Raw genomic sequence first — 25486 nt, 5'->3', positions numbered from 1 at the left:
GGGTCGTTAGCTCAGTTGGTAGAGCAGTTGGCTTTTAACCAATTGGTCGTAGGTTCGAATCCCACACGACCCACCATTTTTGAAACCAGTTAGCGCTGGAATCGAATCTTAAGATCAGACGCCAAAAGCTCTGTTCGCAGAAGGCGCCTTTAAAAGGTGCCTTTTTTTTACCGGGGTATAGCGCAGTCCGGTAGCGCGCCTGCTTTGGGAGCAGGATGTCAGGAGTTCGAATCCCCTTACCCCGACCATATTAAAAATCCTCGTATCGAAAGATACGGGGATTTTTTTTGGCTTTTTTCCTGGTATGAGCACTGCGGCCGCAATGGTTCCGCCCGGTCGGTGTACACGTACCTCTGTAGGAGCTGCCGCAGGCTGCGATCTTTTGATCTTGCCCTTCAAAAAGCAAAGTCAAAAGATCGCAGCCTGCGGCAGCTCCTACAGTGGGCAGTTATCAGTGCAGCTTCAGCCGCGGCTCGGTACCGCGTCCGATCTTGCTGCCCAGCATCAGCATCGCCGTGCGGAACGGGCCGTACAGCGCCATCTGGTGCATGCGGTATAGCTACACGTAGAACATCCGCGCTTAAAAATCCTCGTATCGAAAGATACGGGGTTTTTTTTTGCTTTTTTCCTGATGTGAGCACTGCGGCCGCAATGGTTCCGCCCGGTCGGTGTACACGTACCTCTGTAGGAGCTGCCGCAGGCTGCGATCTTTTGATCTTGCCCTTCAAAAAGCAAAGTCAAAAGATCGCAGTCTGCGGCAGCTCCTACAGTGGGCAGTTATCAGTGCAGCTTGAGGCGTGGCTCGGTACCGCGTCCGATCTTGCTGCCCAACATCAACATCGCCGTGCGGAACGGGCCGTACAGCGCCATCTGGTGCATGCGGTACAGCGACACGTAGAACATCCGTGCCAGCCAGCCTTCGAGCATCACGCTGCCGGTGAGGTTGCCCATCAGGTTACCCACAGCCGAAAAACGCGACAGTGAGATCAGCGAGCCGTAGTCGGTGTACTTGTACTCCGGCAGGGGCTTGCCTTCGATGCGCAGTTTCAGCGATTTGGCCAGCAACGAAGCCTGTTGGTGAGCGGCCTGGGCGCGTGGTGGCACATTGCGGTCGCTGCCTGGTTGCGGGCAGGCGGCGCAGTCGCCGAAGGCGAAGATGTTCTCGTCGCGGGTGGTTTGCAGGGTCGGCAGCACCTGCAGCTGATTGATGCGGTTGGTTTCCAGGCCATCGATGTCCTTGAGGAAACCCGGCGCGCGAATCCCCGCGGCCCAGACTTTCAGGCTGGCCTTGATTTCGTTGCCGTCGGCGGTGATCAGGCTGTCGGCCGTCACTTCGCTGACCGCGGCATTGGTCATGACGTTGACCCCGAGTTTCTCCAGGGTTTTATGCACAGGCCCGCCAATCCGTTCCGGCAGCGCCGGCAGCACCCGTGGACCGGCTTCGATCAGGGTGATGTGCATGTTTTCCGGTTTGATCCGGTCCAGGCCATAGGCCGCCAGTTCGTGGGCGGCGTTGTGCAGCTCGGCGGCCAGTTCGACCCCGGTGGCACCGGCGCCGACGATGGCCACGCTGATTTGTTCGACTGCGTCGGTCTGGCCGGCGTGAGCGCGCAGATAGTGATTGAGCAGTTGCTGGTGGAAACGCTCGGCCTGTTTGCGGGTGTCGAGGAACAGGCAGTGTTGCGCTGCGCCCTGGGTGCCGAAATCGTTGGTGGTGCTACCGACGGAGATCACCAGCGAGTCGTATGGCACTTCGCGGGCCGGGACCAGTTCCAGACCGGCCTCGTCGTAGGTGGCGGCCAGCTGGATTTTTTTATTCGCGCGATCGAGCCCGCTCATGCGCCCCAGCTGGAACTCGAAGTGGTTCCATTTGGCCTGGGCGACATAGTTGAGTTCGTCTTCGGAAGAGTTCAGGGAACCGGCCGCCACTTCGTGCAACAACGGTTTCCAGATGTGGGTCAGGTTGGCGTCGACCAGCATCACGCTGGCCGTACCGCGCTTGCCCAGAGTCTTACCCAGACGGGTAGCCAACTCCAGACCGCCGGCGCCGCCGCCGACAATGACAATACGATGGGACATGGGGATAACTCGCAAGGCTAAAAGAAATCGGTGCAATTACCCGAGCGAGCGCAAGGCAGCTCATAGCGTCAGGTAACTGATAAGTCGGCTCAACAGGCCCAGGCCAATGGTCACTGCCAATACCAGTACGAGGAGCATCCACGGCCGGAAAGGCCGGCGCTCGACTTGGTGCTGGGACAACTGCAGGTACTCTTCGACATGCTTTTGGTCGTCGGGGTTCAGGCGGCTGGTCATATCGGGCCTCGTCAAAGGTAGACGTTGCTGAATGTGTAGAAGCTACAGTGTATTTACCCAGGGTTGAACGCAGCATAGCCGCTGTCTGGAACGGGTTCGACGCTGACGATATCGTCCAGGCGAATGATTCCACTTTGTAACACCCGGGCAGTGATTCCGCCATGTCCGCGCACGGCCTGAAAGGTGCCGATGCCCAGGTTGCTTTCAAGGCGCGCGCAGGGTTGGCACCAGCCGGTAGTTTCGAACGTTGCCTGGCCAATCCGGAAGCGGCGGCCCTTGAGGCTGAACAGATTGATGCCACTGATAACGAGATTGCGCCGCAGATCTTCAGGCCGGACCGGATGATCCTGTGCACGCCCCATCAGCGAACTGATCACCGCCAGGTGCTCCCACTGAATCAGTGTGACCTGCCGCGCATTGCGCACGCCGGGGCGGGCGTGGTCACCGGTCAGGCCGGCCTCCAGGCGCGCTTCCACGGCATCGAGTTCAAGCATTGCCGAGCGTGATTGCGGGCGCACGCCGATCCAGCGTACACGACCTTGTTGCGGCACCTCGGCGATCAGCGCCTGCAGCGGGCTCACAGGCTGATCCCGACGTCAAAGACAATGCTGCGCCCCAGGTTGCTGCGCAAGAAGTCCGGTGCTTCCGGGTGGGCGAACAGCACGCGGGCAAAAGTCGGCCCGACCAAGGACAGCGAACGCCAGCCCTGGCGCAGGTACTCGGTCGGCGGCGGGAAATGGCTGTTGAGGTCCAGCACTTCGCGTTTGAGGCTGGCGAAGGCAATGATGTCCAGTTCACCCAGGTCCATGCCGCGCTCTTTGTAGTTGTGCGCTTTTTTGCGCAAGGTCGGCGCCAATCGCAGCAAGAACTCGTTGGCGGGGATGCGTCGTGGCTTGGCCTCGCGGCGCACCAGTTGGCTCAGGGAAAACGCGCTGCGTCGGCGTTGCAGTTCGTCGCGCCATTCATCGTTGAGGCGCCGGCCCTCGTCCAGCACGAAGAACACCTCGAAACTGGCATCGCGAAACAACACGTCCGGCGGCTCCCCGGCGGGGGCGAATTCGTCGGCGCGATAGGGAATGTTCAATCCTTGCAACAGGCGCTGGCACACCCAACGCTCACGCTCCCATTTGCGGGCATTGGACAGGAACGCGTTGGCTTGCTCGGCCGCGATGGTCAGCAGGCGTAAGTAATCTGAGTCATCCATAGGCCCAAGCTTAGCGTTCAATTGCGACAAGCAGAAAGCGTTAAGCATCAATCAGCAACGCTGGGCACACGGAACGGGCGGTGTAGACTGATAGCCATTACGCGCCTGCGATGGAACAAGGGGGGGCAAGGTGAAATATTGGTCGCTATTAGTGCTCAGTCTGCTGCCGCTGTGGGCCAATGCGCTGGAGGTCGGCGAGCGGCTGGCACCATGGACATTGCTTGACCAGTTCGATCAGGCCTTCACCCTCGACAGTCGCACTCAGACGCTGCTGGTGGCGCGCAGCATGGAGGCGGCGAAACTGGTCGATGCGGCGCTGCAAGGTCAGCCCAAAGGCTATCTGGAGGCCCGGCACGCGGTCTTTCTCGCGGACATCCAGCGAATGCCACGCTTGATCGCGAAAATGTTCGCAGTACCGGCCATGCGCGATTACTCCTATCGGGTGATGCTGGATCGTGAAGGTCGTGTCGCACCGCGTTACCCCGGCGCTGTGGATAAAGTGTTGTGGTTGCAGCTCAAGGATGGTCGATTGATCAATCAGCACGAATACGCCACGGCTGCGCAATTGCGTGAAGCGCTGGAGACGTCTGGTCCATGATCGGCGCTGAGCTGCTGTCACCGCAGAGCCTGACAGTCGGCTGGATGATCTATGTGCCGGTGCTGCTTTGGGCGATGTGGCGTGCGCCCTGGGTTGAACTGTTCACCGACAGCCGTCGCCAGCATTTATTGTTCGGCACGGTGTTCGCGTTGTTCATGCTGTGGCTGGTGCGGCGGGATTTCGATACCGGCGTGTCGTACCACTTCATTGGAATGACGGCGGTGACATTGCTGCTGGACTGGCCGCTGGCGATCGTTGGCGGGCTGGTCGCGCAGTTGGGGCTGGTGTTGCTCGGGCGTCAGGATCTGGTTGCAGTCGGGGTCAACGGTGCGTTGTTGATTGCACTGCCGGTGCTGGTCACCGAGTGCTGCGCGATCCTGGTGGAGCGGGCGCAGCCACGAAATCCCTTTGTGTATATCTTCGTTTCCGGATTTTTCGCCGCCGCGCTGTCAGCGCTGCTGTGCCTGCTGCTGGCGCTTTGGTTGTTATGGTTCGACGAGCGTTTTGCCATGCCGTACTGGCTGGAAGATTTTGTCGGATATCTATGGCTGATCATTTTTCCCGAAGCCTTTATCAACGGCATGATCGTCAGTGCGCTGGTCGTGTTTTGTCCGGAGTGGCTTGAGACGTTCAACCGCACCCGCTACCTCTCGGCCCCTTGGAAGGACGACGATCCCAAGCCCTGAAATCGTCGATCCGGTGGATCAGTGGCGCGGGTCGAAGTCACCGCTGAACATCTCGTCCTCGGCATCGGGAGCCACTGGAATCTTGTGTTCTTCGGACGCCCAGGCGCCCAGGTCGATCAGTTTGCAGCGATCGGAGCAGAATGGCCGGAATTTGCTTTCGGCGGTCCATTCCACGGGGGCGCCACAGGTTGGGCATTCGACGGTTGTTGGTTGGCTCATGACTGGCCTCCACGCAAAGTAAGATAAAAGCGATGCAGGCGTTCGACCTCGCTATGTAGCCAGGCAAGGTCGCGGTCGTTGACCACGACGTCGTCGGCATGGCTCACGCGATCCTGGCGGCTGGATTGGGCCTTGAGGATCGCCTGGACTTGCTGCTCGCTGGTCTGGTCACGTTGCAGGGTGCGTTCGATCTGCAATTGTTCCGGGGCATCGATCACCAGCACCCGTTGGGTCATGGCGTACTGGCCGGACTCGATCAGCAGCGGCGATACCAGAATCGCATAAGGTGATTTTGCCAGCGCCAGGTGATGAGCGATTTCCTCGCCGATCAGTGGATGCAGGAGGGCCTCCAGCCAGCGGCGCTCTTCAGGCACTTCGAAGATCAATTTGCGTAGCGCAGCGCGGTCCAGTTGTCCGTCTGTCTGCAACACGCCGGGGCCGAAGTGTTCGGCGATTTGTGCCAGTGCCGGGCGTCCGGGTTCAACGACCCAGCGAGCGGCATGATCGGCGTCGACCACATGCACGCCCAGATCGATGAAGTGTTGGGCGGCCGCGCTTTTACCGCTGCCGATGCCGCCGGTCAGGCCGAGAATCCAGGGTTTTTCCACAGGGGTATTCATTTCAAACCGACATACTGCCAATAGAGGTCGGTTATTTGACCACCCCAGAGCAAGGCAATCCAGCCGGCAATGGCCAGATAGGGACCGAAAGGGATAGGCGTCGAGGTTTTTGCATGGCGCAAGCGCAGGGTGATCAGCCCGATGATTGCTCCCACCAGCGAGGACAGGAGGATGGTCAGCGGCAAAATCTGCCAGCCACCCCAGGCGCCCAGCATCGCCAGCAGTTTGAAATCACCGTGACCCATGCCGTCCTTGCCGGTGATCAGTTTGAACAGCCAGAACACCGACCACAGCAGGCCGTAGCCGGCTATTGCCCCCCACAGTGCCTCGTGCAGCGACACGAACAGGCCGAAACTGTTGACGACCAACCCCAGCCACATCAATGGCAGCACCAGCACATCCGGCAATATCTGATGTTCGGCGTCGATCAGGCTCATCGCCAGCAATCCCCAGCTCAGGACCAGTACCAGGCCGGCCGGCCAACCGAAGCCGAAGTGCCAGGCAACAAACGCCGATAACAACCCGCAGGCCAATTCGGTCAATGGATAGCGCGGGCTGATCGCCGCCGCACAGGCTGAACAGCGGCCGCGCAAAAACACATAACTGAGCAGCGGGATGTTTTCCCAGGCACGGATTCGGTGATCGCAATGCGGGCACTGGGAGTGAGGCAGCAACAGGTTGTAGGTCGGCAGCGGCGTTTCGCCAGGCAGCCCGAGAATGTCATGGGCCTGCTCACGCCAGTCGCGGTCGAGCATTTTCGGCAAGCGCCAGATCACGACATTGAGGAAACTGCCGACCAGCAGGCCGGTGATGCCTGCGAGAAGGACAAAGGCCAGCGGAGAGTGAATCAGGATTTCATTCAAGGGCATGTCAGATCGCTGAGCCAAGTTGGAAGATGGGCAGGTACATGGCAACTACCAGTCCACCGACGATAACACCCAGCACCACCATGATGAACGGCTCCATCAGGCTGGTGAGGTTATCGACCATGTTATCGACGTTGTCTTCGTAGAATCCCGCGACTTTGTCGAGCATGGCGTCCAGGGTGCCTGACTCTTCGCCGATGGCCGTCATCTGTATCGCCATGTTCGGAAAGACGCCGGAGGTACGCATGGCGAAATTCAATTGCATGCCGGTCGAAATGTCTTGCCGGATGCGCAACACAGCGCGCTTGAACACGCTATTGCCGGTCGCGCCGGCCACTGATTGCAGGGCCTCCATCAGCGGCACGCCGGCAGCGAAAGTGGTCGACAGTGTGCGGGCGAACCGGGCCACGGCGGACTTGTGCATCAGGGTGCCCACCAGCGGCAGTTTCAGCAGCCAGGTGTCCATCCGGTCACGCAAGGCCGGGGACTTCCCGAGGGCGTGGCGCACGCCGAAGGCCATCGTGAGCAGCGCACCAAGGACCACCCACCACCAGGCCTGCATGAATTGCGACAGGCCAATGACCATCACGGTGAAGGCCGGCAGTTCGGCGCCGAAGCCTTTGAACACCGACTCGAACTGCGGCACGACATTGACCAGCAGAATCCCGGTGACAATCGCCGCGACGAACACCACCACCAGCGGGTAGGTCATGGCTTTTCGGATCCTGGCCTTGAGGGATTCGCTTTTTTCCTTGTAGGTCGCGACACGCTCCAGAAGGGTGTCGAGGGCACCGGCCTGCTCGCCGGCATCCACCAGGTTGCAATACAGCTCATCGAAATGCCGGGGCTTCTTGCGCAGGGCGGCGGCGAAGCTGCTGCCTGCCGCAACTTCCTGTTTCAGTTCGTCCACCAGCGTGCGCATGGCCGGATTGTCGAAGCCCTCGCCGATGATGTCGAAGGACTGCAATAACGGCACGCCGGCCTTCATCATCGTCGCCATTTGCCGGGTGAACAGGGCAATGTCCTGGGCCTTGATACGCTTGCCCATGCTGAAAACCGATGGGCTTTTTTTGCGAACCTTGCCTGGACTGATGCCTTGTTTGCGCAGTTTTGCCTTGATCAGCGCCGGGTTTTGAGCGCTGAGTTCGCCGGTCACTTTTGTGCCTTTGCGGTCGATGCCTTCCCATGCATACACGCTGATTTTCGCTGCCTTGACCGCCATGTTCAGTCCTGGGTATTCCGATTGAGTTGCTCTTATAGCCTAGTCAAAGGATGGGGCCAAACCCGCCAGGGTGAGGTGACAAAAAACGTCAGATAGTACTGATCCTGGTAGTGGGTAAGGGCTTCGCGACCACCACACCCATTGCCAACAGGGGCTTCCGGCCTTGGCACAGGCTGTGCTGCCATGGGGCAGGTCATGAGCCTTCGACTCATGCATGGAGCTTGTACATGAACAATCAGAAAGGTTTTACCCTGATCGAGTTGCTCGTCGTGGTGGCGATCATCGGGATCCTGGCAACACTGGGCCTGCCGATGTATTCCAAGTACCAGGCCCGGGCCAAGGTCACGGCGGCGATGGCCGAGTTGACTGCGATGAAAGTACCGTTCGAGGATGTGCTCAATCAGGGGGAAACGCCGACAATTGCCAACGTGGCGCCCGCCGGTACGGCAACGACCACCCATTGCGCCCTGTCTGTGACGGCTACAACGCCGGAGGGAGCAGGATCAATCGTCTGTACGTTGCACAATGCCCCGGGGGTGGTCCAGGGCAAAACCGTCACCCTGACACGGGACGAAGCCAAAGGCTGGTCATGTAAAAGCAGCGTCTCTCAGGATTACTTGCCTAAAGGGTGTTCCGGTTCTGCGGCATGAAGTACTGAATCAGTCCCCGCTTTTGCGGGGTTTTTTCTGTTTGTCGACCGGCCGTCAAAAGCCGCTCATAAAGCTCAGAAATTTCAGCATCTTAGGAACTTTTCATAAACCCGCAACTTGCATGCAGTGTTTGTGCATCTCGTGCATTTTGCATGATTCCGAAAATTGGCTGATTTTATAACTTGTTGATTTGTAATGCTTTATCCTTGTTTCCAAAGTTGGCACAGCGTTCGCAATATCCTTGGTAACCCTGCCGACAAGACACCCGGCAGACTTTCCGAAAAACAGGAGTTACTCGTATGAAGAAGTTCGCTATCACTGCCGCTGCTGCTACCGCGCTGACCCTGACCATGGCCAACGCCGCGTTTGCTCAAACCACCCAGGCAACCCAGTCGCCAATGGTGCTGGCTGCCGGTGAGATGACCGAAGCGAAAGAAGCTACTTCCGATACCTGGATCACCACCAAAGTCAAAGCTGACCTGATGACCGAAAAAGGCATTCCAGGTAGCGACATCAAGGTTGAAACCAACAAAGGCGTGGTATCGCTGTCGTCGACCACCGCCGTGACCGATTCGCAAAAGGAAATGGCTGTGGCCATCACCAAGAAAATCAAAGGCGTCAAGGCGGTCTCCGCTGACGGCCTGAAAGCCGAGTAAGGCAAGACTTCTCGCCTGGACCGGGAGAAGGCGCGACAGACGGGCCGAGTCATACGTCTGTTGCAACCTGAGTGTTCATGCGAAGGGCCAAACGGATGTTGGCCGCCACAGGCCCCGTGCAATTTTGCCGGGGCCTGTTTTATGTGGTGCGCCGTAAACAATTGTGGGAGCGGGCTTGCTCGCGAAGGCTGACTGACATTCAACACATGCGTTGAATGAAAAACCGCTTTCGCGAGCAAGCCCGCTCCCACATTGGGTAGTACCGGTTAATTGCCGCGTTTGCTGGTGATCTGCTTCAGCCGATTACCTTCGAACCGCAAGTATTGATACATGCCGCCATTCGGTCCGTAAGTCCATTCCTCGACCTGAAACTCCTCGCGCCGGTCTGCACTGCGTTTGTAACCCAGCAGGTCGCGACTCACCGGTTCACCGCATTTCTGCACCACCTCACTCGAACGATCACCGACGCTGATCAATTGGCTGCCGCAGCGCAGGGTATCGGCCGCCCAGGCCTGGCTGGCGGATAGCGCCAGGACCAGGCCTGCCAGCTGCCGCATCATCACTCGGCATCCAGATGCATCGGTGTCACCACGCGGCCGTCACTTTCCGCTTCGCCCAGGTTGGCGTCGATGAAGTACACCCGCTCATCTTCCAGTTTGGCCTTGTCGACCAGGTAATCCTTGATGCTGCTGGCGCGCTCCTGGCCCAGTTGACGCAACAGTACGTCACTGGAGCTCCAGAACTTGATCACCTCTGCGCGCATTTTCGCGGTGCGCTCTTCCTTGCCCAGGTCCTTCCATTCGGCAGGGGGCTGGGTTTTCAGGCGGGTGCGGTAGATACCTTCGAGCAAGGGGCCTTTTTCCCCGTCCGGCACTTCCAGCAACGAAGCCTGGGCCGGGACCTTTTCACCGCGGCGCTGGAGCATTTTGTAGTAGTTGTACTGGTATTCCCGTTCCAGGCGTTGCTCGGCGATCAGCGGGCCATCGCTGCTCTGGGCAGCGGTGCCTTCGATTTCCAGGCGCAGGGCCGGGCGTTCCTTGAGCGCATTGGAGAGTTTGTCCAGGGCGCTTTCGGCGTCCTTGCCCAATTCGCTGGAACCCGCCGCGAACGAAACGCTGCCCAGGTCCTCCGAGCCGCCACCGCTGACCAGCCCGCCAATGAGCTTGAACGGTGCCGCTGCGGCTTTGACGATCAGGTTGCGCAGGGTCTGCCAGATAATCGGCATGACGCTGAACTGAGGGTTGTTCAGATCGCCGGTGACCGGCAGCTCGATGGAGATCTTGCCGTCGACGTCCTTGAGCAAGGCAATCGCCAGTTTCAGCGGCAGGCTCACTGCATCCGGGCTGTCGACTTTTTCACCCAGCTGCAGTTGCTCGACCACCACTTTGTTTTCGGCTTTGAGTTGCCCCTTGGTGATCTGGTAATGCAGGTCGAGATTGAGCCGGCCCTTGCGGATACGGTAGCCGGCGAACTTGCCGGAGTAGGGGGTCAGCGTGGTCAGTTCCACGCGTTTGAAGCTGGTGGCGATGTCGAGGCTGGCCATCGGGTCGAACGGATTGACCGAGCCCTTGATGGTCACCGGCGCGTAGCGGTCGACCTTGCCCTTGACGTCGACACTGGCCGGTTTCGGCTGGCGGCTGTCGATGGTGCCGATCTGCCCGTTGAGTTGCTGGATGGCGGTGGCGAAGTTCGGGGTGAGGCTGAAGTCGGCGAAGTTGGCCGAACCGTCATTGATGAAGATGCCGCCGATGTGGATGCCCAGCGGTTTTTCGTTGCTTGTCGGTTTGCTCGCTGCCGTTTTTGCCCCGGAGTCCGCCGGTTGCGGGATCAACAGATCGTCGATGTTGGTGGTGCGATCATCGTTGATCATGAAACGCGCATAGGGCTGGAACAGATTGACCTTGTCGATCGACAGGCTGTCCCCATGCTGATAGTTCAGGCCTTCGACCACGACCTGTTGCCATTTGAGGAAGTCGCGGGTTTTCAGGGTGTCCAGGGTATGCAGCTGATCGACCTGGGCGCGACCGGTGACGTTGAAGGCCAGGGGCTCGGTGCTTTTGAGGTTGACCGCCAGATCGCTGCCGAGCATGCCGCTGCGCAGTTCCAGGCGAATGAATGGCGTGATGTAGGACTGGGCAACCCGCAGGTCTATGTCCCTGGTCTGGACCTTCAGTCTGGCGCTGATCGGGGCCAGGTTGACCTCGCCGTCAGCCATGATCTTGCCTTGCTTGCCCACGTCGGTATCGAGCTTGAGGGTAAAGGGCGAGCCGTTGAGGCTGTCGAAGTTTTGCAGGTCGAGGTTCAGCGGAGCCAGGTCCAGGGCGACGGCAGGCTGTGCCTTGCGGTCAGCCAGATGCACCTTGTAGTCGCGCAGCTGCACATCCTTGATCAGCACCTGCCAAGGTTTGTCGGGTGCGCCCGGTTCGGGTTTCGGTGAGTCTGCCGCCGCCGGAGTGCTGGTCGGTTCGGCATCCGCCTTGGCTTTGGCGGTGGATTTTGACGGTTGGCTGGCGAACAGTTTCTGCCAGTCGAGTTGGCCGTCCGGTTCCAGCGCGGCCCAGGTTTCCAGTTTGTGGCTGCGGATCTTGCCGACCACCACCTGCTGTTTGGCCAGGTCCACCGTGGTTTCGCTGACGTCCAGTCGCTCAAGCTTTACCAGCGGCCGGCCATCCGGCGCCTTGATCGCGAAGGGGGCGACAGTGACCGCTACATTGCTCAGCAGCAGCTCGGTTTCCTTGGACAGACTGAGTTTGTAGTCGGTGCTGATGCTCATGACGCCGTTTTCGAGATCCAGTGGAACGGAATCGCGCACATAGGGCCAAAAGGCTTTCATCTTGCCATCAGTGATTTTCAGCTTACCTTCGGAGGCGATCGGGATCAGGCTGAAATTGCCTGTCCAGTCGATCTGTCCGCCATTGGGGCCGACGGCCACCAGGGTCATGTCGGCACTGTCATCGGGCAGGGTGCTGAGGTTCTTCAGCTCGAAATCGAGGGAGTCGTAGAGAAACTCGATGGGCTCGCTGGGCCGGGCGTCTTCAAAGTGCAGGGCGCCGCCGGCCAGCTTGATGCGCTCGATGCGCAGCGGAAACGGCTGGGCGTTCGGATCGGCAGGCGTGGGTTCGCTTTCTGGCAGTTTGAACAGCCCAAGCAGATTGAGTTTGCCGTCCTTGCCGAACAGGATTTCGGTCTTGGGTTTGTCCAGTTCGACATCGGACAGGTGCACCGCCTTGGTCCACAGGCTGTCGAGTTGCAGATTGGCGTACAAGCGTTCGAAAGCGACCTGCTCCTTGCCGGGCTCGCCGATGTTCAAGCCCCATAGGGTCAGTTCAAGGCTGAACGGATTGAACTCGATCCGCTGGATCGTGGCGGGCGTGGTGGCGTAGTTGGCCAGTTGCTGGTTGGCAACGCGCAACGCCACACCCGGTAAAATCAGAAAACCCAGCAAGCTGTAGAGGGCCAGAGCAGTCAACAAGGCGCCGATGGCGCGAATCAATCCTTTGTACATGTGCGGCTTCATCTGTCTGAATCGGAGTGCCTTGGAGTATGGCACGCGTTTCCGGTTCCGAAGTGATTGACCTGTCTAGGAAGTTTCAGATTTCTCCCACAGCTGTCAGAGCTGCAGAATCAGGGTTTTCAGCGGTGGTTGCTGATCCATCGACGGAAAGTCGGCGCCTGGTTTCATCACGCTCCACTCACGCACTGGCCGCCCGGCCTTCTCCGCACAACGCAAAACCTGTTCGCGCCAGTCGTCCATGCTGACTTTCGCCAGGTTGTTGCAGCAGATCAGCACACCGTTGTCGGCGGTGGTCAGCAGGGCCGGTTTGAGCAGACTCTGATAGTCGCGCAGCAGATCGACTGTGCCGAATGCGCTCTTGGCCCAGGCCGGAGGGTCGAGCAGCACCAGGTCGTACTGGCGCTGTTCCAGGCGCTGATAGCTCGGCAGTTTTTGCCCGCGACGCTGGCTGATCGGCAGGCCAGCCAGTTGGCGAATGGCCGGGAAGTAGTCGGACTGGATAAATTCCATGGGCGGCAACTGCGGGTTGAGTTGGCCGTTCTCGCGACCGACCGCCAGGTTGCCTTCGGCGAAGTCCAGGTTGCACACTTCGCGCGCGCCGCCGGCGGCGGCACTGAGGCCGACGCCACAGGTGTAGGCGAACAGGTTCAGCACGCTTTTGTTTTTGCTGTGATCCTTGACCCAGCCACGGGTGTTGCGCAGGTCGAGGAACAGCAGCGGGTCTTGTCCGGCATGGCGGCCTCGCACCCGATAGTTCAGGCCCCATTCGTGGCCGACCAGGTCTTGCAGGGCGGCTTCGTCGGCGCGGTAGACGATGTCTTCGCGATCGATGCGCGAGTTGCCGCGGGAGCGGTCGTTGTAGACCAGCAGGGTTTCAAAGCCCAGGTATTGGTTGATCGCGTCGTGCCGTTGCAGCAGCGCCTCGCGCTCCAGCGGCTGGTGGAAGCTCTGTACCAGCAATTGCGGGCCGTAGCGGTCGATGGTCAGGCCACCGGCACCTTCCTGGCTGCCGTGGAACAAGCGATAGCAGTCGGTGCCCTGCTGGTGCAGTTCGGCGAGCAGGTCCTGGCGTTGATCGAGGGCGGCGCGCAGCGCCTGATTCAAGGAAGACATGCTGGGCGCCTTGCAGGAGAGAATTGGGCGCGGGAGTTTAACAGTTACTGAGCTTCAAGCTTCAAGCTTCAAGCTTTGAACTTGGAGCTTGCGGCTCTGAGCGTCAGCTCAGCAACCCCATCCGTCGCTTGGCCCGATGCACCGATCCATTACGCACCGCCCAGCGCAGCATTGGCGCGCTGCGATTGACGCTGGCGCGGATCAGCTTGCGTTGCAGCGGGTTCTGGCTGACGCCGAGCATGTCACTGGCCCAATCGGGCAGCAGATCGATCCCCGCCTGCATCATCAGGCCGCCGAACGGCTTGGCCAAACGACTGGGAGAGGGCGCGTTCAACAACAGGCGCAGCACCTCGCGGCTGCGCTCGTCGCACAGCAGTTGCGGGCGCACGCGCTCGAGGTAGTCGGCAATGGCCTGTCGCGAACGGGGCACATCCCGGGCACCGAGACGCTCGGCGACCAAGGCGATCTCTGCGTAATAGCGATCCTGATCGACTGGGGACAGATGCGGGTTGCGATAGCGCAAATGCGCAGCGAGGAAGTTGCTGACCTCGGCGACGTGCACCCAGGTCAGCAGATCGGGATCGCTGGCGGCATAGGGGCGTCCATCCGGCGCCGTGCCAGTCACCTGCAAGTGAATGGTGCGAACCTTCTCGATCAACCAGTCGGCGTCTTGCCGCGAACCGAAGGTGGTGCCGGAGATGAACTGCCCGGTGCGGCGCAAGCGACCGAGCATGTCCTCACGAAAGTTCGAATGGTCCCAGACCCCGGCCAATGCCAGCGGGTGCAGGGCCTGCAGCATCAGGGCGCTGATGCCACCGATCAGCATGCTGCTGAAATCGCCATGGACTTGCCAGCTCACCGAGTCCGGTCCGAACAGCCCGGGGTCGCCCTTGGGGTTTTCCAGGTCGAGCTTGCCCAGGGACAAACCGGTCAGGCTCATGATCTGGGTTTCGATGCGGGTGCGGATGAATTCCATGGTGTCCCGGTAATTTTTTGTAGGAGCTGCCGCAGGCTGCGATCTTTTGATTTTGCTCTGTGGATCAAAAAGATCGCAGCCTGCGGCAGCTCCTACAGAGAGCGAGCATTATTGATTCAGGCGTTTATCGATCAGGCCCTGCACCACGCTCGGGTCGGCCAGGGTCGACGTATCGCCCAGACTGTCCAGTTCGTTGCAGGCGATCTTGCGCAGAATGCGCCGCATGATCTTGCCTGAGCGGGTTTTCGGCAAGGCCGGTGCCCACTGGATCAAGTCCGGTTTGGCGAAACTGCCGATTTCCTTGCCGACCAGGGCCAACAATTCCTTCTTCAGTTCATCGTTGGTTTCGACGCCGTTCATGGGCGTGACGAAAACATAGATGCCCTGGCCCTTGATGTCGTGGGGGTAACCGACCGCAGCGGCCTCGGCGATGCTGTCGTGCAGCACCAGGGCGCTTTCCACTTCGGCGGTGCCGATACGGTGGCCGGACACGTTGATCACATCGTCGATGCGCCCGGTGATCCAGTAGTCGCCATCTTCATCGCGCCGCGCGCCATCGCCGGTGAAGTAGTAGCCGGGATACGGCTTGAAATAGGTGTCGACCATGCGCTGCGGGTCGCCATAGACGCTGCGGATCTGCGCCGGCCAGCTGGATTTTATGGCCAGTACGCCGCTGCCGGCGCCTTGGATTTCCTTGCCTTGCTCGTCGAGCAGCACCGGCTGCACGCCGAACATTGGTTGTGTGGCGCAACCGGGCTTGATTCGTTGGGCGCTGACCAAAGGGCTGAGCATGATGCCGCCGGTTTCGGTCTGCCACCAGGTATCGACGATCGGGCAGCGCTCTTCGCCCACCTCATGGAAGTACCACTCCCACGCTTCCGGATTGATCGGTTCGCCGACCGTACCGAGCAGCCTGACGCTGGCGCGGGAGGTTCCCTTCAACGCGGCGGGCCCTTCGCGCATCAACGAACGCAGAGCCGTCGGGGCGGTGTAGAAAATATTCACCTTGTGTTTGTCGATCACCTGCCAGAAGCGCGAGGTCGTCGGGTAGCTCGGCACGCCCTCGAAGATCAGCGTGGTTGCGCCGTTAGCCAGCGGACCGTAGACGATGTAGCTGTGGCCAGTGACCCAACCGACGTCGGCGGTGCACCAGAAGACCTCGCCATCGCGGTAATCCAGCACGTACCTGAAGGTCATCGCCGCTTGCAGCAGGTAGCCGCCGGTGGTGTGCAGCACGCCTTTGGGTTTACCGGTACTGCCGGAGGTGTAGAGGATGAACAGCGGGTCTTCGGCGTCCATCGGCTCGGGCGGGCAATCGGGGCTGGCTTCGCGCAGGGCCTGCTGGTACTTGATGTCCCGTCCTTCGACCCAGTTCACTTGTACATTTCTGCGCTCGACCACCAGCACGGTGCTCACGTTCGGGCAGCTTTGCAGCGCCTTGTCGACGTTCTGCTTGAGTGGTACGGGCCGGCCGCCGCGCACGCCTTCGTCGGCGGTGATCACGGTGCGACAGTCGGCGTCGAGAATGCGGTCGCGCAAGGAGTCCGGGGAGAAGCCGCCGAACACCACCGAGTGCACCGCGCCGATGCGGGTACAGGCGAGCATGGCGTAGGCCGCCTCGGGAATCATCGGCATGTAGATGCACACGCGGTCGCCTTTTTTCACGCCACGGCTTTTCAGCACGTTGGCCAGGCGGCAGACGTTTTCATGCAGTTGTCTGTAGGTGATCGATGTCGAGTCGGCAGGATCGTCACCTTCCCAGATGATGGCGACCTGATCGCCGCGTTTCTCCAGGTGCCGGTCGATGCAGTTGTAGCTGACATTCAATTGCGCACCGGCAAACCAGCTGGCCTCACCGGTCTTCAGGTTGTAGCGCTGGACGGTTTCCCAGGGCGCACTCCAGTCGAGAAAACGCGTGGCCTGTTCGGCCCAGAAGGTGCTGGGGTGTTCAATGGATTCGCGGTACAGGCGCTGATAGTCGTCTTGACTCAGTTGTGCAGCCCGGCGGACGGCATCGGCTTTGGGGAACTTGCTGATATCGAACATGACGGTTCCTTATTCTTGTTTTGCGACAAGAGGGGAGCTGCGCGACCCTCGTAGGAACTGCCGCAGGCTGCGATCTTTTGATCCTGTTTTTATGAAGGTCAAAAGATCGCAGCCTGCGGCAGCTCCTACACAGTGATAGCGCACGCCACCGATTTTGCGATCAACCCGGTGCCGTAGTAACTGTCGGAATCTGCAATCTGAAGGGGCGGGTAAACCGCCCCTTCAGCCTATCACCCGCGGTGACGACCGCGGAAGTAGTTGATCAGCCCTTGAGTCGAGGCGTCCTCGGCCGGGGTTTCCTCGCTACCGACCAGGCGGTTGTAGACACCTTTGCCCAGCTCTTTGCCTAGCTCCACGCCCCACTGGTCGAAGGCATTGATGCCCCAGATCACGCTTTGCACGAAGACTTTGTGTTCGTACATCGCCACCAGTGCGCCGAGGCGACGCGGGCTGATGCGCTCGACCACCAGGGTGTTGCTCGGACGATTGCCCGGGATCACCTTGTGCGGCGCGAGTTTGTGTACGTCGGCTTCGCTCATGCCTTTGTCGCGCAGCTCGGTTTCGGCCTCGGCCAAGGTCTTGCCGAGCATCAGCGCCTGGCTTTGCGACAGGCAGTTGGCGTACAGCCACTGGTGGTGGTCGGACACTGGGTTGAAGCTGACGATCGGCACGATGAAGTCGGCCGGAATCAGTTGAGTGCCCTGGTGCAGCAACTGATGGTAGGCGTGCTGACCGTTGCAGCCGACGCCGCCCCAGATCACCGGCCCGGTATCGGTGGACACGGGCTTGCCATCCTGGCGCACGCTCTTGCCGTTGGATTCCATGTCCAGCTGTTGCAGGTGCTTGGTGATGTTACGCAGGTAGTGATCGTACGGCAGGATCGCGTGGCTTTGCGCGCCCCAGAAGTTGCCGTACCACACGCCGAGCAAGGCCAGCAGTACCGGCATGTTCTGTTCGAACGGTGCGCTCTGGAAGTGCTGGTCCATGGTGTAGGCACCGGACAGCAGCTCCTTGAAGTTGGACATGCCGATGGCCAGGGCAATCGGCAAACCGATGGCCGACCACAGCGAGTAGCGGCCACCGACCCAGTCCCACATCGGGAAGATGTTTTCTTCGCGGATACCGAAGGCTACGGCGGCGGCGTTGTTGCTCGAGACCGCGATGAAATGGCGATACAGCTCGGCTTCCGAACCACCCTGGGCCAGGTACCAGGCACGGGCGGCCTGGGCGTTTTTCAGGGTTTCGAGGGTGTTGAAGGATTTCGAAGAGACGATGAACAGCGTGGTTTCGGCACGCAGCTTCATGGTCAGTTCGTGGAATTCGCTGCCGTCGATGTTCGCCAGGTAATGGCAACGCACGCCTTTCTGGGCGTAGGACAGCAAGGCTTCGGACACCAGTTCCGGGCCGAGGAAGGAGCCACCGATGCCGATGTTCACCACGTCGGTGATCGGCTTCTCGGTGTAACCACGCCACAGACCATCGTGGATGCGGCCGACGAGGTCGGTGATCTGGTTCAGCACCTTGTGCACTTCGGGCATCACGTTGACGCCATTGACCGACAGCTTGTCGCCGACCGGGCGGCGCAGCGCGGTGTGCAGGGCTGGACGGCCTTCGGAAGCATTGACGATTTCGCCATCGAACAGCGATTTGATCGCGCCCTTGAGGTCGACTTCGTTGGCCAGGCCCACCAGCAGATTGCGGGTCTCGGCGTTGATCAGGTTTTTCGAATAGTCGAGAAACAGGCCGCAGCTGCTGAGGGTGAATTGAGTAAAGCGCTGCGGATCGGCATTGAAGGCTTCGCGCATGCTGAAATCCTGCATGGCTTGGCGGTGGTCATTCAACGCTTGCCAGGCGGGCAGAGCGGTAACGTCGTGAGGAGTGCGGTAATACGCCATCGCTGCGGGTTTCCTTATTACTTGAACGGCCTTTGGAACACTAAAAATCCCGGAGCGCTGTGGGTGGGCGTTCCGGTCAACTGCGTCGACACGATTTCATGGCGCAGGGCGAATACAGTAAACCCCGCGCAATGATCTGTCTTGACTTTGTCTGACCTGTTTCCGGTACTTTTTTAACATCGAAGTTAGGAATGGTCCGACAAACGGAAGAGACAGGGCTCGGATCAGGCGACCTGGACCGGAATGGCGTTGCTGGTGTGGCTCAGTTCATTGCCCGGTGCCATGTAGAGCATGCGCGGCTTGAAGTTGAGCAGTTCGGCTTCGCTGTAATGAGCGTAAGCGCAGATGATCACGCGATCACCGACCTTGGCCTTGTGCGCCGCGGCGCCGTTGACCGAGATCATGCGCGAACCTTCTTCGCCACGGATGGCGTAGGTGGTGAAGCGCTCGCCGTTGTCGACGTTGTAGATCTGGATCTGTTCGTACTCGCGGATGCCGGACAGGTCCAGCCATTCACCGTCGATGGCGCAGGAGCCTTCGTAATCGAGTACAGCATGGGTGACTTCGGCGCGATGCAGCTTGGCTTTGAGCATGATGGCGTGCATGAATGTTTCCCAGGTCGGAATCAAACGGCGGGCAACCCCCACAGGCGCGTAGGAGCTGCCGCAGGCTGCGATCTTTTGATCTCGCCGTTGATTTTGGTTTTGTTGTTTGATTTTTGATCGTGCTGTTTAAACCGCAGCGTCGAGGTTCAGGTGCAGGTTGTCGATCAACCGCGTCGTACCGAGGAACGCCGCCACCAGAATCACCAGGTCACGATCCTGAGCCGTCGCCGGGCGCAGGGTCAGGGCATGGCGAATTTCCAGATAGTCAGGGCGCAGGCCAGCCGTTTCGAGCTGTTTGATCTGCGTGTCGATCAGCGTCGGGTAATCGCGTTCGCCCTGCTTGATCGCCTCGCTGATCGCATTCAGCGTGCGGTAGACCACCGGTGCCACAGCGCGTTGCTCTTCGTTGAGGAACCCGTTGCGCGACGACAGCGCCAGGCCATCGGCCGCCCGTACGGTCGGCTCACCGATGATCTGGATCGGCATGTTCAGGTCATGTACCAGCGCGCGAATCACCGCCAGTTGCTGGAAGTCCTTCTCGCCAAAGATTGCCAGGTCCGGCTGGACCATGTTGAACAGCTTGCTGACCACCGTCGCCACGCCTTCGAAATGCCCCGGCCGGCTTGCGCCGCACAGGCCTTCGGACAATTGCGGGACACTGACGCGGGTCTGGCCGGCCATGCCGTCGGGATACATCTCCTCGACGGTCGGCGCGAACAGCAGATGGCAACCGGCCTGGAGCAGTTTTTCCTGGTCGGCGGCGAGGGTGCGCGGGTACTTGTCGAGGTCTTCGCCGGCACCGAATTGCAGCGGGTTGACGAAAACGCTCGCCACCACGAAGTCCGCCCGTTGGGAGGCCTTGGTCACCAGTGCAACGTGGCCGCTGTGCAGGTTGCCCATGGTCGGCACAAAGGCAATGCGCTTGCCTTCGCTACGGGCACGGGCCACGGCGGCCCGCAGTTCGCGTACGGTTTTTACGGTGTTCATGCAGAGAATCCGTGTTCGATACCAGGGAAAGTCGCTGCCTTGACTTCAGTCACGTAGGCATTCAACGCAGCTTCAATGCTGGTCTGGCCAGTCATGAAGTTTTTCACGAATTTTGGCACGCGGCCGGTAATGGACAGCCCCAGCATGTCGTGCAGAACCAGCACCTGGCCATCGGTGCGATTGCCGGCGCCAATCCCGATCACCGGAATCTTCACCGCCTGGGTGATTTCTTCAGCCAGCTCGCTCGGGACGCACTCGAGCAGCAGCATGGCCGCGCCAGCCTGTTCCAGAGCGATCGCGTCGGCACGCATCTGCCGCGCCTGGTTTTCATTGCGACCCTGGACCTTGTAGCCGCCAAGGATGTTCACCGACTGCGGGGTCAGGCCCATGTGCGCGCAGACAGGGATGCCGCGCTCGGCCAGCAGGCGGATCGAATCGGCCAGCCACAACGCTCCTTCGACCTTGACCATGTGCGCGCCGGCCTGCATCAACAGGGCGCTGTTGGTCATGGCTTGTTCGGTGGTGGCATAGGCCATGAAAGGCAGGTCGGCGAGGATCAGGGCATCGCTGTTACCGCGCTTGACGGCAGCCACGTGGTAAGCCATTTCTGCGCTGGTGACAGGCAAGGTGCTGTCGTGGCCCTGTAAAACCATGCCGAGGGAGTCGCCCACCAGCAGCACTTCGACGCCGGCCTGGTTGCAGGCGTGGGCGAAGGTTGCGTCGTAGCAGGTCAGCATGGTGATCTTTTCACCTTTTTGCTTCAGACCTTGCAGGGTGGTCAGGGTGATGGCTGGCATGAAAAGTTCCTCATTCAGGCGCTGTGGAAACTACTGCGAGTAACGCGCGTGATTCTTCGTTGAATACAGGCGCACGCTCTTTCGTCGTGCTTTTAAGGCCTGGATTGCGCCCTTGAACGCCGTGTAGGCGGCAGCGGGACGCCTATAGTCGTGAGGAGAACGAGGGAAGTCAATTGCGTGTGTTACCGCATTGTTACGGGTGGGGTGTTACCGGAGTAACTGATGCGATTCAGCAGCAGATCTTGTGCCCGACACAAAACCAATGTGGGAGCGGGCTTGCTCGCGAAGGCGGTGTGTCATCCAGAATCAATGTTGGCTGAAGCACCGCTTTCGCGAGCAAGCCCGCTCCCACAGGTGATTTGTGTCACGTCGGGAGCAGGCGTTCCAGGCCGACGAACGGGCATGCATTGAGCAGTTCGGCCAGGGTCCGGCCATCGGCCAGCTGCAGATCGGCAGGTGCCAGCTCGGCCAATGGATATAGCACGAAGGCCCGTTCCTGTATGTGGTAGTGGGGAACCTTGAGGCGCGGTTCGTCGATCAGGCGATCACCGAACAGCAAGATGTCGAGGTCCAGCGTACGCGGTCCCCAGCGTTCAAGGCGCTTGCGACCCTGGCCGTTTTCGATGGCCTGCAAGGCATCCAGCAATTCCAGTGGCGCCAGCGTGCTGTCGAGAGCGGCCACCGCATTGGTGTAGCGCGGTTGTCCGGGAAGCAGCGAGTCGCTTTGATAAAACGCAGAAACCCCGACAAGTCGGGATTGCGGCAAGGACGCCAGCGCCTCGACGGCGCAGCGCAATTGTTCGGCAGGGTCAGCCAGATTGCTGCCCATGCCGATGTAGATGCGTTCCATGGATTACTCGCCCGTGGTGCTCGAAGCGCCAGCGGCGCGCTTGCGCTTGGAGCCACCGCTGCGGCGACGCTTGCGCGGGGCGCCGGTGCCTTCTTCCTTGCCGCTGAGGTCGCGGATCATGTCGCGGCGCTCGCTTTCATTGGCGTCCTGATAGTCGGTCCACCATTCGCCGAGGCCGTCAGTCTGCTCGCCCGCACTCTCGCGCAACAGCAGGAAGTCATAGCCGGCGCGGAAGCGCGGGTTGTCCAGCAACAGATCGGCACGCTTGCCGCTGCGACGCGGCAGGCGTTCCTGCATGTCCCAGATCTCGCGGATCGGCATGGTGAAGCGTTTCGGAATCGCGATTCGCTGGCACTGTTCGGCAATCAGCTCATGCGCTGCTTCCTGCATCGCCGGAATCGGCGGCATGCCACGCTCCTGCAGACGCAGGACGCGCGCCGGCAGGGCAGGCCAGAGCAGGGCCGCAAACAGGAACGCCGGGGTGACCGGTTTGTTCTGCTTGATCCGCAGGTCGGTATTGATCAGGGCTTCGCTGATCAGGGTGTGGGTGTAGGTCGGGTTGTATTCCAGTGCTTCGGCGCTGGCCGGGAACAGTGGATCGAACAACTGCAAGTCGACCAGCATTTCAAACGTATCCGCGGCGTGGCCGGAGAGGAACAGCTTGAGCACTTCTTCGAACAGGCGAGCCGACGGGATCTCGCGCAACATCGGCGCCAGGTCGCGAATGGGCAGGGCGCTGTGTTTTTCGATACCGAAGTTCAGCTTGGCGGCGAAACGCACGGCCCGCAGCATGCGTACCGGGTCTTCCTGGTAGCGTTGCTTCGGATCGCCGATCAGGCGGATCAGGTGATTGCGGATGTCGTGTACGCCGTTGGCGTAGTCGAGGATGCGCTCGCTGACCGGATCGTAATACAGGGCATTGATGGTGAAGTCGCGACGTTGCGCGTCTTCTTCCAGGGTGCCATAGACGTTATCGCGCAGGATGCGCCCGCTTTCGTTGCGCGAAGACTGGTTGCTGTCTTCCTCGTCTTCGTTTTGCGGGTGATTGGCGCGGAAGGTCGCGACTTCGATGATTTCGCGCCCAAAGTGGATGTGCACCAGTTTGAACCGACGCCCGATGATACGCGCGTTACGGAATTCGGCCCGTACCTGCTCGGGGGTGGCGCTGGTGGCAACGTCGAAATCTTTCGGTGTAATGCCCAGCAACATGTCGCGCACGCAGCCGCCCACCAGGTAAGCCTGATAACCGGCGCTCTGCAGGCGTTCAACGATATTCACCGCGTAGCGGCTGAATTGCGCCTTTTGCAGCGAGTGTTGGCCGCTGTTGAGCACTTCAGGCGTGCTGCGAATGTGTTGCGTAGGACGCTTGGGAGAACGGAATGACTGGAACAGCTTCTTCAGCATGGGATGCACTGTTTGAAGGAATATTCGGCCATAACAGAAGAATGACCGCATGATGGGCGGGGATTCTAGCATTTAGTCGGGGGATGGTGTAGGACACAGCAGATATGAGCTGTAAGGCGCAGGATGTAGGAGCGAGCTTGCTCGCGATGGACGTGAACGATTACGCGTAAAACCAGATGCCCCGATGTGCCTGTGGGATTTTCGCGAGCAGGCTCGCTCCTGCAGTGATACGCGGGTTTTTCTGAATCGCAGAAACTACAAGGGGAGCCGAAGCTCCCCAAGAAGTAGTTGCATGCTCTATTTTTATTTTTGGTTTCGGGCTTTTTGTTTTTGTTAAGTGCCCTTGCCATGAAGCTTTCCTTCATGACCCTCCCAATCGGGAGCCAAGAGCAAACGGATTGCTTTGGTCGCTGAATTGCAGTGATCTTTCGATCCAACCAGTACAGGCTCTGTCTTAGGACAGTTTTTGTTGTTCTCGGCCTGGTCGTGGGGCAAGCCCCAAATACAACGCCTCTCCAAAAGAATCAGTTAGCTGCGCCTCTCGCCGTCTTGTTTTTATTGTGCGTGAGTCGATTCGTCTTATTTTTATTGTCTTGTGCATTGCTTGTTATTGTTCTTGTACCAAACATATAGCAGGGTGCGTGCCAACTTTTGCGAAACCCAATAAAACAAGGGGTTAGGTCGGCTGTTGGGCATTTCGACGGCGAAAAAAAGCCGGGGCTTCGTTACCGTAAGCCCCGGCTTCTGTTACGTGAAAAAGCTGAGGTAACAGTTTTTTCACAATGTCACGTGTTACCCGCACATGAGACAGGTGGGGTTCAGCTTTCGCTGGCCACCCCGGTCTTGCGCCGCGGGATGCCCAGGCGCTGACGGCGTTCCCACAGGCATTTGCGGCTGACCCCGAGTTTGCGGGCCAGTTCGGTTTCGGTCATGTGGTCCTGGTGTTCGAGGACGAAATGCTGGAAGTAGTCTTCCAGGGAGAGGTCTTCGGTCGGCTCGTGGTTGCTGTTACCGGCGTTGCCGTTGCCCTGTTGGGGCGGCAGGCCAATGAATTCGTCATCTTCCAGGTCGCCCAGTTCGATGTCGATGCCCAGCAGTTCGGCGGAGATTTCCGGGCTTTCGCACAGGATAACCGCGCGCTCGACGGCGTTTTCCAGTTCGCGAACGTTGCCCGGCCAGGAGTAGTGACGAATGGCTTGCTCGGCATCCGCGGCGAACTTCAGGTCGGTGCGGTTGATTCGCGCACTTTGCCGCGCCAGGAAGGCGTTGGCGATTTCGTTGACGTCCGCACCGCGTTCGCGCAGGGCTGGCAGCTTCAGCGCAATAACGTGGAGGCGGTAATACAAGTCTTCGCGGAACTGGCCGATCTTCGCCAGGCTCTTGAGGTCGCGGTGAGTCGCGGCGATCAGGCGCACATCGACTTTTTGCGACTGCACCGAACCTACGCGACGAATTTCGCCTTCCTGCAATACGCGCAGCAGGCGAGCCTGGGCTTCCAGTGGCAGTTCGCCAATTTCGTCGAGGAACAAGGTGCCGCCGTCCGCCGCTTCCACCAGGCCGGCGCGCCCGGCGCTGGCGCCGGTGAATGCGCCTTTTTCGTGGCCGAACAGTTCGGACTCGATCAGGCTTTCCGGAATGGCTGCGCAGTTCACCGAAATCATCGGTGCCTTGGCGCGTCTGGACAGGTTGTGCAGGGCGCGAGCCACCAGTTCTTTACCGGTGCCCGATTCGCCCTGGATCAGCACGTTGGAATCGGTCGGCGCGACTTTGCGGATCTTGCCATACAGGTCCTGCATCGGCGGGCATGAGCCGATAATGCCGATTTCACCGTTGCTGTTGTCGGCACCGGGTTTCGACGCACCATTGGCGGCTTTGCCGGCAACCGCTTCACCACCGGCTTGTGCCGTTTGTCGGTCACGCAGGATGCGTGCGGCGGCTTGCAGCATTTCGTCGTGGTCGAATGGCTTGGCAATGTAATCCACCGCACCCATTTTCATCGAGTCGACAGCCGAGCGCAGACTCGCGTAGCTGGTCATGATCAGCACCGGCGTACCTTGGGCGAGCTTGATCAACTCTGTGCCAGGCGCGCCCGGCAAGCGCAGGTCGCTGACGATCAGGTCGAACGAGGGAATGGTGAAGCGTTCTTGTGCTTCCTGCACTGAACCGGCTTCGCTGACCTGGTACTGGTTGCGTTCCAGCAGGCGGCGCAAGGCGGAGCGGATAATGGTTTCGTCTTCGACGATCAAAATGTGCGGCATTGATTCG

General features: G+C 59.9%; 24 protein-coding genes, 2 tRNA genes and 1 pseudogene. 6 read left to right on the top strand and 21 right to left on the bottom strand.

Features of this window, described 5'->3' with window-relative positions; genetic code table 11:
• Window positions 1-76: transfer RNA gene (locus C9422_RS19290), tRNA-Lys, on the top strand.
• A 95-nt stretch (window positions 77-171) separates the two neighbouring features.
• Window positions 172-248: transfer RNA gene (locus C9422_RS19285), tRNA-Pro, on the top strand.
• A gap of 203 nt (window positions 249-451) precedes the next feature.
• Here the strand turns inward: C9422_RS19285 and C9422_RS19280 are convergent.
• The 5 genes and pseudogenes from C9422_RS19280 to C9422_RS19260 all read right to left on the bottom strand — a co-directional run.
• Window positions 452-559 (bottom strand): annotated as a pseudogene (locus C9422_RS19280) (hypothetical protein); the annotation flags it as partial.
• Window positions 560-780: 221 nt separating this feature from the next.
• Window positions 781-2079: an NAD(P)/FAD-dependent oxidoreductase gene (locus C9422_RS19275; protein WP_007970529.1), complete on the bottom strand. Its 1299-nt coding sequence runs from the start codon at window positions 2077-2079 to the stop codon at window positions 781-783.
• 60 nt (window positions 2080-2139) lie between these two features.
• Entirely contained in the window at window positions 2140-2313 is a 174-nt protein-coding gene (locus C9422_RS19270; protein ID WP_007970531.1) for a DUF3094 domain-containing protein, read from the bottom strand.
• A 53-nt stretch (window positions 2314-2366) separates the two neighbouring features.
• On the bottom strand, window positions 2367-2894 hold the full coding sequence (locus C9422_RS19265) for an MOSC domain-containing protein (RefSeq protein WP_116581802.1): 528 nt from the start codon (window positions 2892-2894) through the stop codon (window positions 2367-2369).
• Window positions 2891-3517: a DUF1780 domain-containing protein gene (locus C9422_RS19260; RefSeq protein WP_116581801.1), complete on the bottom strand. Its 627-nt coding sequence runs from the start codon at window positions 3515-3517 to the stop codon at window positions 2891-2893. Before C9422_RS19260 ends, C9422_RS19265 begins: the two co-directional genes overlap by 4 nt.
• Before the next feature lie 130 nt (window positions 3518-3647).
• Between C9422_RS19260 and C9422_RS19255 the strand changes: the two genes are divergently transcribed.
• Together C9422_RS19255 and C9422_RS19250 are read left to right on the top strand one after the other, a co-directional pair.
• Window positions 3648-4115, top strand: a complete 468-nt coding sequence (locus C9422_RS19255; protein ID WP_116581800.1) for an FAD/FMN-containing dehydrogenase — start codon at window positions 3648-3650, stop codon at window positions 4113-4115.
• The gene (locus tag C9422_RS19250; RefSeq protein ID WP_116581799.1) at window positions 4112-4801 is read left to right on the top strand and encodes an energy-coupling factor ABC transporter permease; all 690 of its coding nucleotides are present in this window, start codon (window positions 4112-4114) and stop codon (window positions 4799-4801) included. Before C9422_RS19255 ends, C9422_RS19250 begins: the two co-directional genes overlap by 4 nt.
• An 18-nt stretch (window positions 4802-4819) precedes the next feature.
• On the opposite strand, the gene yacG is transcribed toward C9422_RS19250, so the two are convergent.
• Genes yacG through C9422_RS19230 form a run of 4 tightly spaced genes read right to left on the bottom strand, consistent with a single transcriptional unit; the run spans window position 4820 to window position 7728 of the window.
• Window positions 4820-5020 carry a DNA gyrase inhibitor YacG gene (yacG, locus tag C9422_RS19245; RefSeq protein ID WP_007970539.1) on the bottom strand — a complete coding sequence of 67 codons (201 nt, stop codon included), beginning with the start codon at window positions 5018-5020 and terminating at the stop codon, window positions 4820-4822.
• Window positions 5017-5640: a dephospho-CoA kinase gene (gene coaE / locus C9422_RS19240; protein ID WP_116581798.1), complete on the bottom strand. Its 624-nt coding sequence runs from the start codon at window positions 5638-5640 to the stop codon at window positions 5017-5019. The genes yacG and coaE overlap by 4 nt, the downstream gene beginning before the upstream one ends.
• Entirely contained in the window at window positions 5637-6509 is an 873-nt protein-coding gene (locus C9422_RS19235) for an A24 family peptidase (protein ID WP_116581797.1), read from the bottom strand. Before C9422_RS19235 ends, coaE begins: the two co-directional genes overlap by 4 nt.
• A gap of 1 nt (window position 6510) precedes the next feature.
• Complete coding sequence (locus C9422_RS19230; protein ID WP_116581796.1) at window positions 6511-7728, bottom strand: type II secretion system F family protein; 1218 nt, start codon at window positions 7726-7728, stop codon at window positions 6511-6513.
• A 227-nt stretch (window positions 7729-7955) separates the two neighbouring features.
• Between C9422_RS19230 and C9422_RS19225 the strand changes: the two genes are divergently transcribed.
• Together C9422_RS19225 and C9422_RS19220 are read left to right on the top strand one after the other, a co-directional pair.
• Window positions 7956-8378 carry a pilin gene (locus tag C9422_RS19225; RefSeq protein WP_116581795.1) on the top strand — a complete coding sequence of 141 codons (423 nt, stop codon included), beginning with the start codon at window positions 7956-7958 and terminating at the stop codon, window positions 8376-8378.
• Between the two features lie 299 nt (window positions 8379-8677).
• Entirely contained in the window at window positions 8678-9034 is a 357-nt protein-coding gene (locus tag C9422_RS19220) for a BON domain-containing protein (RefSeq protein WP_056728649.1), read from the top strand.
• Between the two features lie 266 nt (window positions 9035-9300).
• Here the strand turns inward: C9422_RS19220 and C9422_RS19215 are convergent, their stop codons facing one another.
• The 12 genes from C9422_RS19215 to C9422_RS19155 all read right to left on the bottom strand — a co-directional run bounded on the left by C9422_RS19215 (window position 9301) and on the right by C9422_RS19155 (window position 25479).
• Window positions 9301-9594 carry a DUF2845 domain-containing protein gene (locus C9422_RS19215; RefSeq protein WP_178082429.1) on the bottom strand — a complete coding sequence of 98 codons (294 nt, stop codon included), beginning with the start codon at window positions 9592-9594 and terminating at the stop codon, window positions 9301-9303.
• Window positions 9594-12551 carry a DUF748 domain-containing protein gene (locus C9422_RS19210; protein ID WP_116581793.1) on the bottom strand — a complete coding sequence of 986 codons (2958 nt, stop codon included), beginning with the start codon at window positions 12549-12551 and terminating at the stop codon, window positions 9594-9596. Before C9422_RS19210 ends, C9422_RS19215 begins: the two co-directional genes overlap by 1 nt.
• A gap of 93 nt (window positions 12552-12644) precedes the next feature.
• A complete protein-coding gene (locus C9422_RS19205; protein ID WP_116581792.1) occupies window positions 12645-13661 on the bottom strand; it encodes a class I SAM-dependent rRNA methyltransferase in 1017 nt (338 codons plus the stop codon).
• A gap of 103 nt (window positions 13662-13764) precedes the next feature.
• Complete coding sequence (locus C9422_RS19200; RefSeq protein ID WP_116581791.1) at window positions 13765-14637, bottom strand: oxygenase MpaB family protein; 873 nt, start codon at window positions 14635-14637, stop codon at window positions 13765-13767.
• Between the two features lie 108 nt (window positions 14638-14745).
• Window positions 14746-16683: an acetate--CoA ligase gene (gene acs / locus C9422_RS19195; RefSeq protein ID WP_116581790.1), complete on the bottom strand. Its 1938-nt coding sequence runs from the start codon at window positions 16681-16683 to the stop codon at window positions 14746-14748.
• Window positions 16684-16913: 230 nt separating this feature from the next.
• A complete protein-coding gene (gene pgi, locus C9422_RS19190) occupies window positions 16914-18578 on the bottom strand; it encodes a glucose-6-phosphate isomerase (RefSeq protein WP_116581789.1) in 1665 nt (554 codons plus the stop codon).
• Between the two features lie 224 nt (window positions 18579-18802).
• Entirely contained in the window at window positions 18803-19183 is a 381-nt protein-coding gene (panD, locus tag C9422_RS19185) for an aspartate 1-decarboxylase (protein ID WP_003228271.1), read from the bottom strand.
• 126 nt (window positions 19184-19309) lie between these two features.
• The gene (gene panC / locus C9422_RS19180) at window positions 19310-20170 is read right to left on the bottom strand and encodes a pantoate--beta-alanine ligase (protein ID WP_116581788.1); all 861 of its coding nucleotides are present in this window, start codon (window positions 20168-20170) and stop codon (window positions 19310-19312) included.
• Window positions 20167-20967, bottom strand: a complete 801-nt coding sequence (gene panB, locus C9422_RS19175) for a 3-methyl-2-oxobutanoate hydroxymethyltransferase (protein WP_116581787.1) — start codon at window positions 20965-20967, stop codon at window positions 20167-20169. Before panB ends, panC begins: the two co-directional genes overlap by 4 nt.
• A 364-nt stretch (window positions 20968-21331) precedes the next feature.
• Window positions 21332-21817: a 2-amino-4-hydroxy-6-hydroxymethyldihydropteridine diphosphokinase gene (gene folK / locus C9422_RS19170; protein ID WP_116581786.1), complete on the bottom strand. Its 486-nt coding sequence runs from the start codon at window positions 21815-21817 to the stop codon at window positions 21332-21334.
• Between the two features lie 3 nt (window positions 21818-21820).
• A complete protein-coding gene (locus C9422_RS19165) occupies window positions 21821-23221 on the bottom strand; it encodes a polynucleotide adenylyltransferase PcnB (protein ID WP_007971107.1) in 1401 nt (466 codons plus the stop codon).
• Window positions 23222-24039: 818 nt separating this feature from the next.
• Window positions 24040-25479, bottom strand: a complete 1440-nt coding sequence (locus C9422_RS19155; protein ID WP_116581784.1) for a sigma-54 dependent transcriptional regulator — start codon at window positions 25477-25479, stop codon at window positions 24040-24042.
• Window positions 25480-25486: the final 7 nt, after the last annotated feature.

This window comes from Pseudomonas sp. B1(2018), assembly GCF_003097365.1.
Classification (GTDB): domain Bacteria; phylum Pseudomonadota; class Gammaproteobacteria; order Pseudomonadales; family Pseudomonadaceae; genus Aquipseudomonas; species Aquipseudomonas laurylsulfatiphila.
Note: the sequence above shows the minus strand (reverse complement) of the source record. Positions and strands in the feature narration are given on the sequence as shown.

What these genes read in the sequence shown, in the direction of transcription:
- C9422_RS19220 (WP_056728649.1), top strand. Translation starts at nt 8,678, where the DNA reads ATGAAGAAGTTCGCTATCACTGCCGCTGCTGCTACCGCGCTGACCCTG.
- C9422_RS19270 (WP_007970531.1), bottom strand. Translation starts at nt 2,313, where the DNA reads ATGACCAGCCGCCTGAACCCCGACGACCAAAAGCATGTCGAAGAGTAC.
- pgi (WP_116581789.1), bottom strand. Translation starts at nt 18,578, where the DNA reads ATGGCGTATTACCGCACTCCTCACGACGTTACCGCTCTGCCCGCCTGG.
- C9422_RS19215 (WP_178082429.1), bottom strand. Translation starts at nt 9,594, where the DNA reads ATGATGCGGCAGCTGGCAGGCCTGGTCCTGGCGCTATCCGCCAGCCAG.
- panD (WP_003228271.1), bottom strand. Translation starts at nt 19,183, where the DNA reads ATGCACGCCATCATGCTCAAAGCCAAGCTGCATCGCGCCGAAGTCACC.
- C9422_RS19205 (WP_116581792.1), bottom strand. Translation starts at nt 13,661, where the DNA reads ATGTCTTCCTTGAATCAGGCGCTGCGCGCCGCCCTCGATCAACGCCAG.
- C9422_RS19200 (WP_116581791.1), bottom strand. Translation starts at nt 14,637, where the DNA reads ATGGAATTCATCCGCACCCGCATCGAAACCCAGATCATGAGCCTGACC.
- C9422_RS19210 (WP_116581793.1), bottom strand. Translation starts at nt 12,551, where the DNA reads ATGAAGCCGCACATGTACAAAGGATTGATTCGCGCCATCGGCGCCTTG.
- C9422_RS19250 (WP_116581799.1), top strand. Translation starts at nt 4,112, where the DNA reads ATGATCGGCGCTGAGCTGCTGTCACCGCAGAGCCTGACAGTCGGCTGG.
- acs (WP_116581790.1), bottom strand. Translation starts at nt 16,683, where the DNA reads ATGTTCGATATCAGCAAGTTCCCCAAAGCCGATGCCGTCCGCCGGGCT.
- C9422_RS19155 (WP_116581784.1), bottom strand. Translation starts at nt 25,479, where the DNA reads ATGCCGCACATTTTGATCGTCGAAGACGAAACCATTATCCGCTCCGCC.
- C9422_RS19225 (WP_116581795.1), top strand. Translation starts at nt 7,956, where the DNA reads ATGAACAATCAGAAAGGTTTTACCCTGATCGAGTTGCTCGTCGTGGTG.
- C9422_RS19275 (WP_007970529.1), bottom strand. Translation starts at nt 2,079, where the DNA reads ATGTCCCATCGTATTGTCATTGTCGGCGGCGGCGCCGGCGGTCTGGAG.
- yacG (WP_007970539.1), bottom strand. Translation starts at nt 5,020, where the DNA reads ATGAGCCAACCAACAACCGTCGAATGCCCAACCTGTGGCGCCCCCGTG.
- folK (WP_116581786.1), bottom strand. Translation starts at nt 21,817, where the DNA reads ATGGAACGCATCTACATCGGCATGGGCAGCAATCTGGCTGACCCTGCC.
- C9422_RS19165 (WP_007971107.1), bottom strand. Translation starts at nt 23,221, where the DNA reads ATGCTGAAGAAGCTGTTCCAGTCATTCCGTTCTCCCAAGCGTCCTACG.
- C9422_RS19230 (WP_116581796.1), bottom strand. Translation starts at nt 7,728, where the DNA reads ATGGCGGTCAAGGCAGCGAAAATCAGCGTGTATGCATGGGAAGGCATC.
- C9422_RS19260 (WP_116581801.1), bottom strand. Translation starts at nt 3,517, where the DNA reads ATGGATGACTCAGATTACTTACGCCTGCTGACCATCGCGGCCGAGCAA.
- panB (WP_116581787.1), bottom strand. Translation starts at nt 20,967, where the DNA reads ATGCCAGCCATCACCCTGACCACCCTGCAAGGTCTGAAGCAAAAAGGT.
- panC (WP_116581788.1), bottom strand. Translation starts at nt 20,170, where the DNA reads ATGAACACCGTAAAAACCGTACGCGAACTGCGGGCCGCCGTGGCCCGT.
- C9422_RS19235 (WP_116581797.1), bottom strand. Translation starts at nt 6,509, where the DNA reads ATGCCCTTGAATGAAATCCTGATTCACTCTCCGCTGGCCTTTGTCCTT.
- coaE (WP_116581798.1), bottom strand. Translation starts at nt 5,640, where the DNA reads ATGAATACCCCTGTGGAAAAACCCTGGATTCTCGGCCTGACCGGCGGC.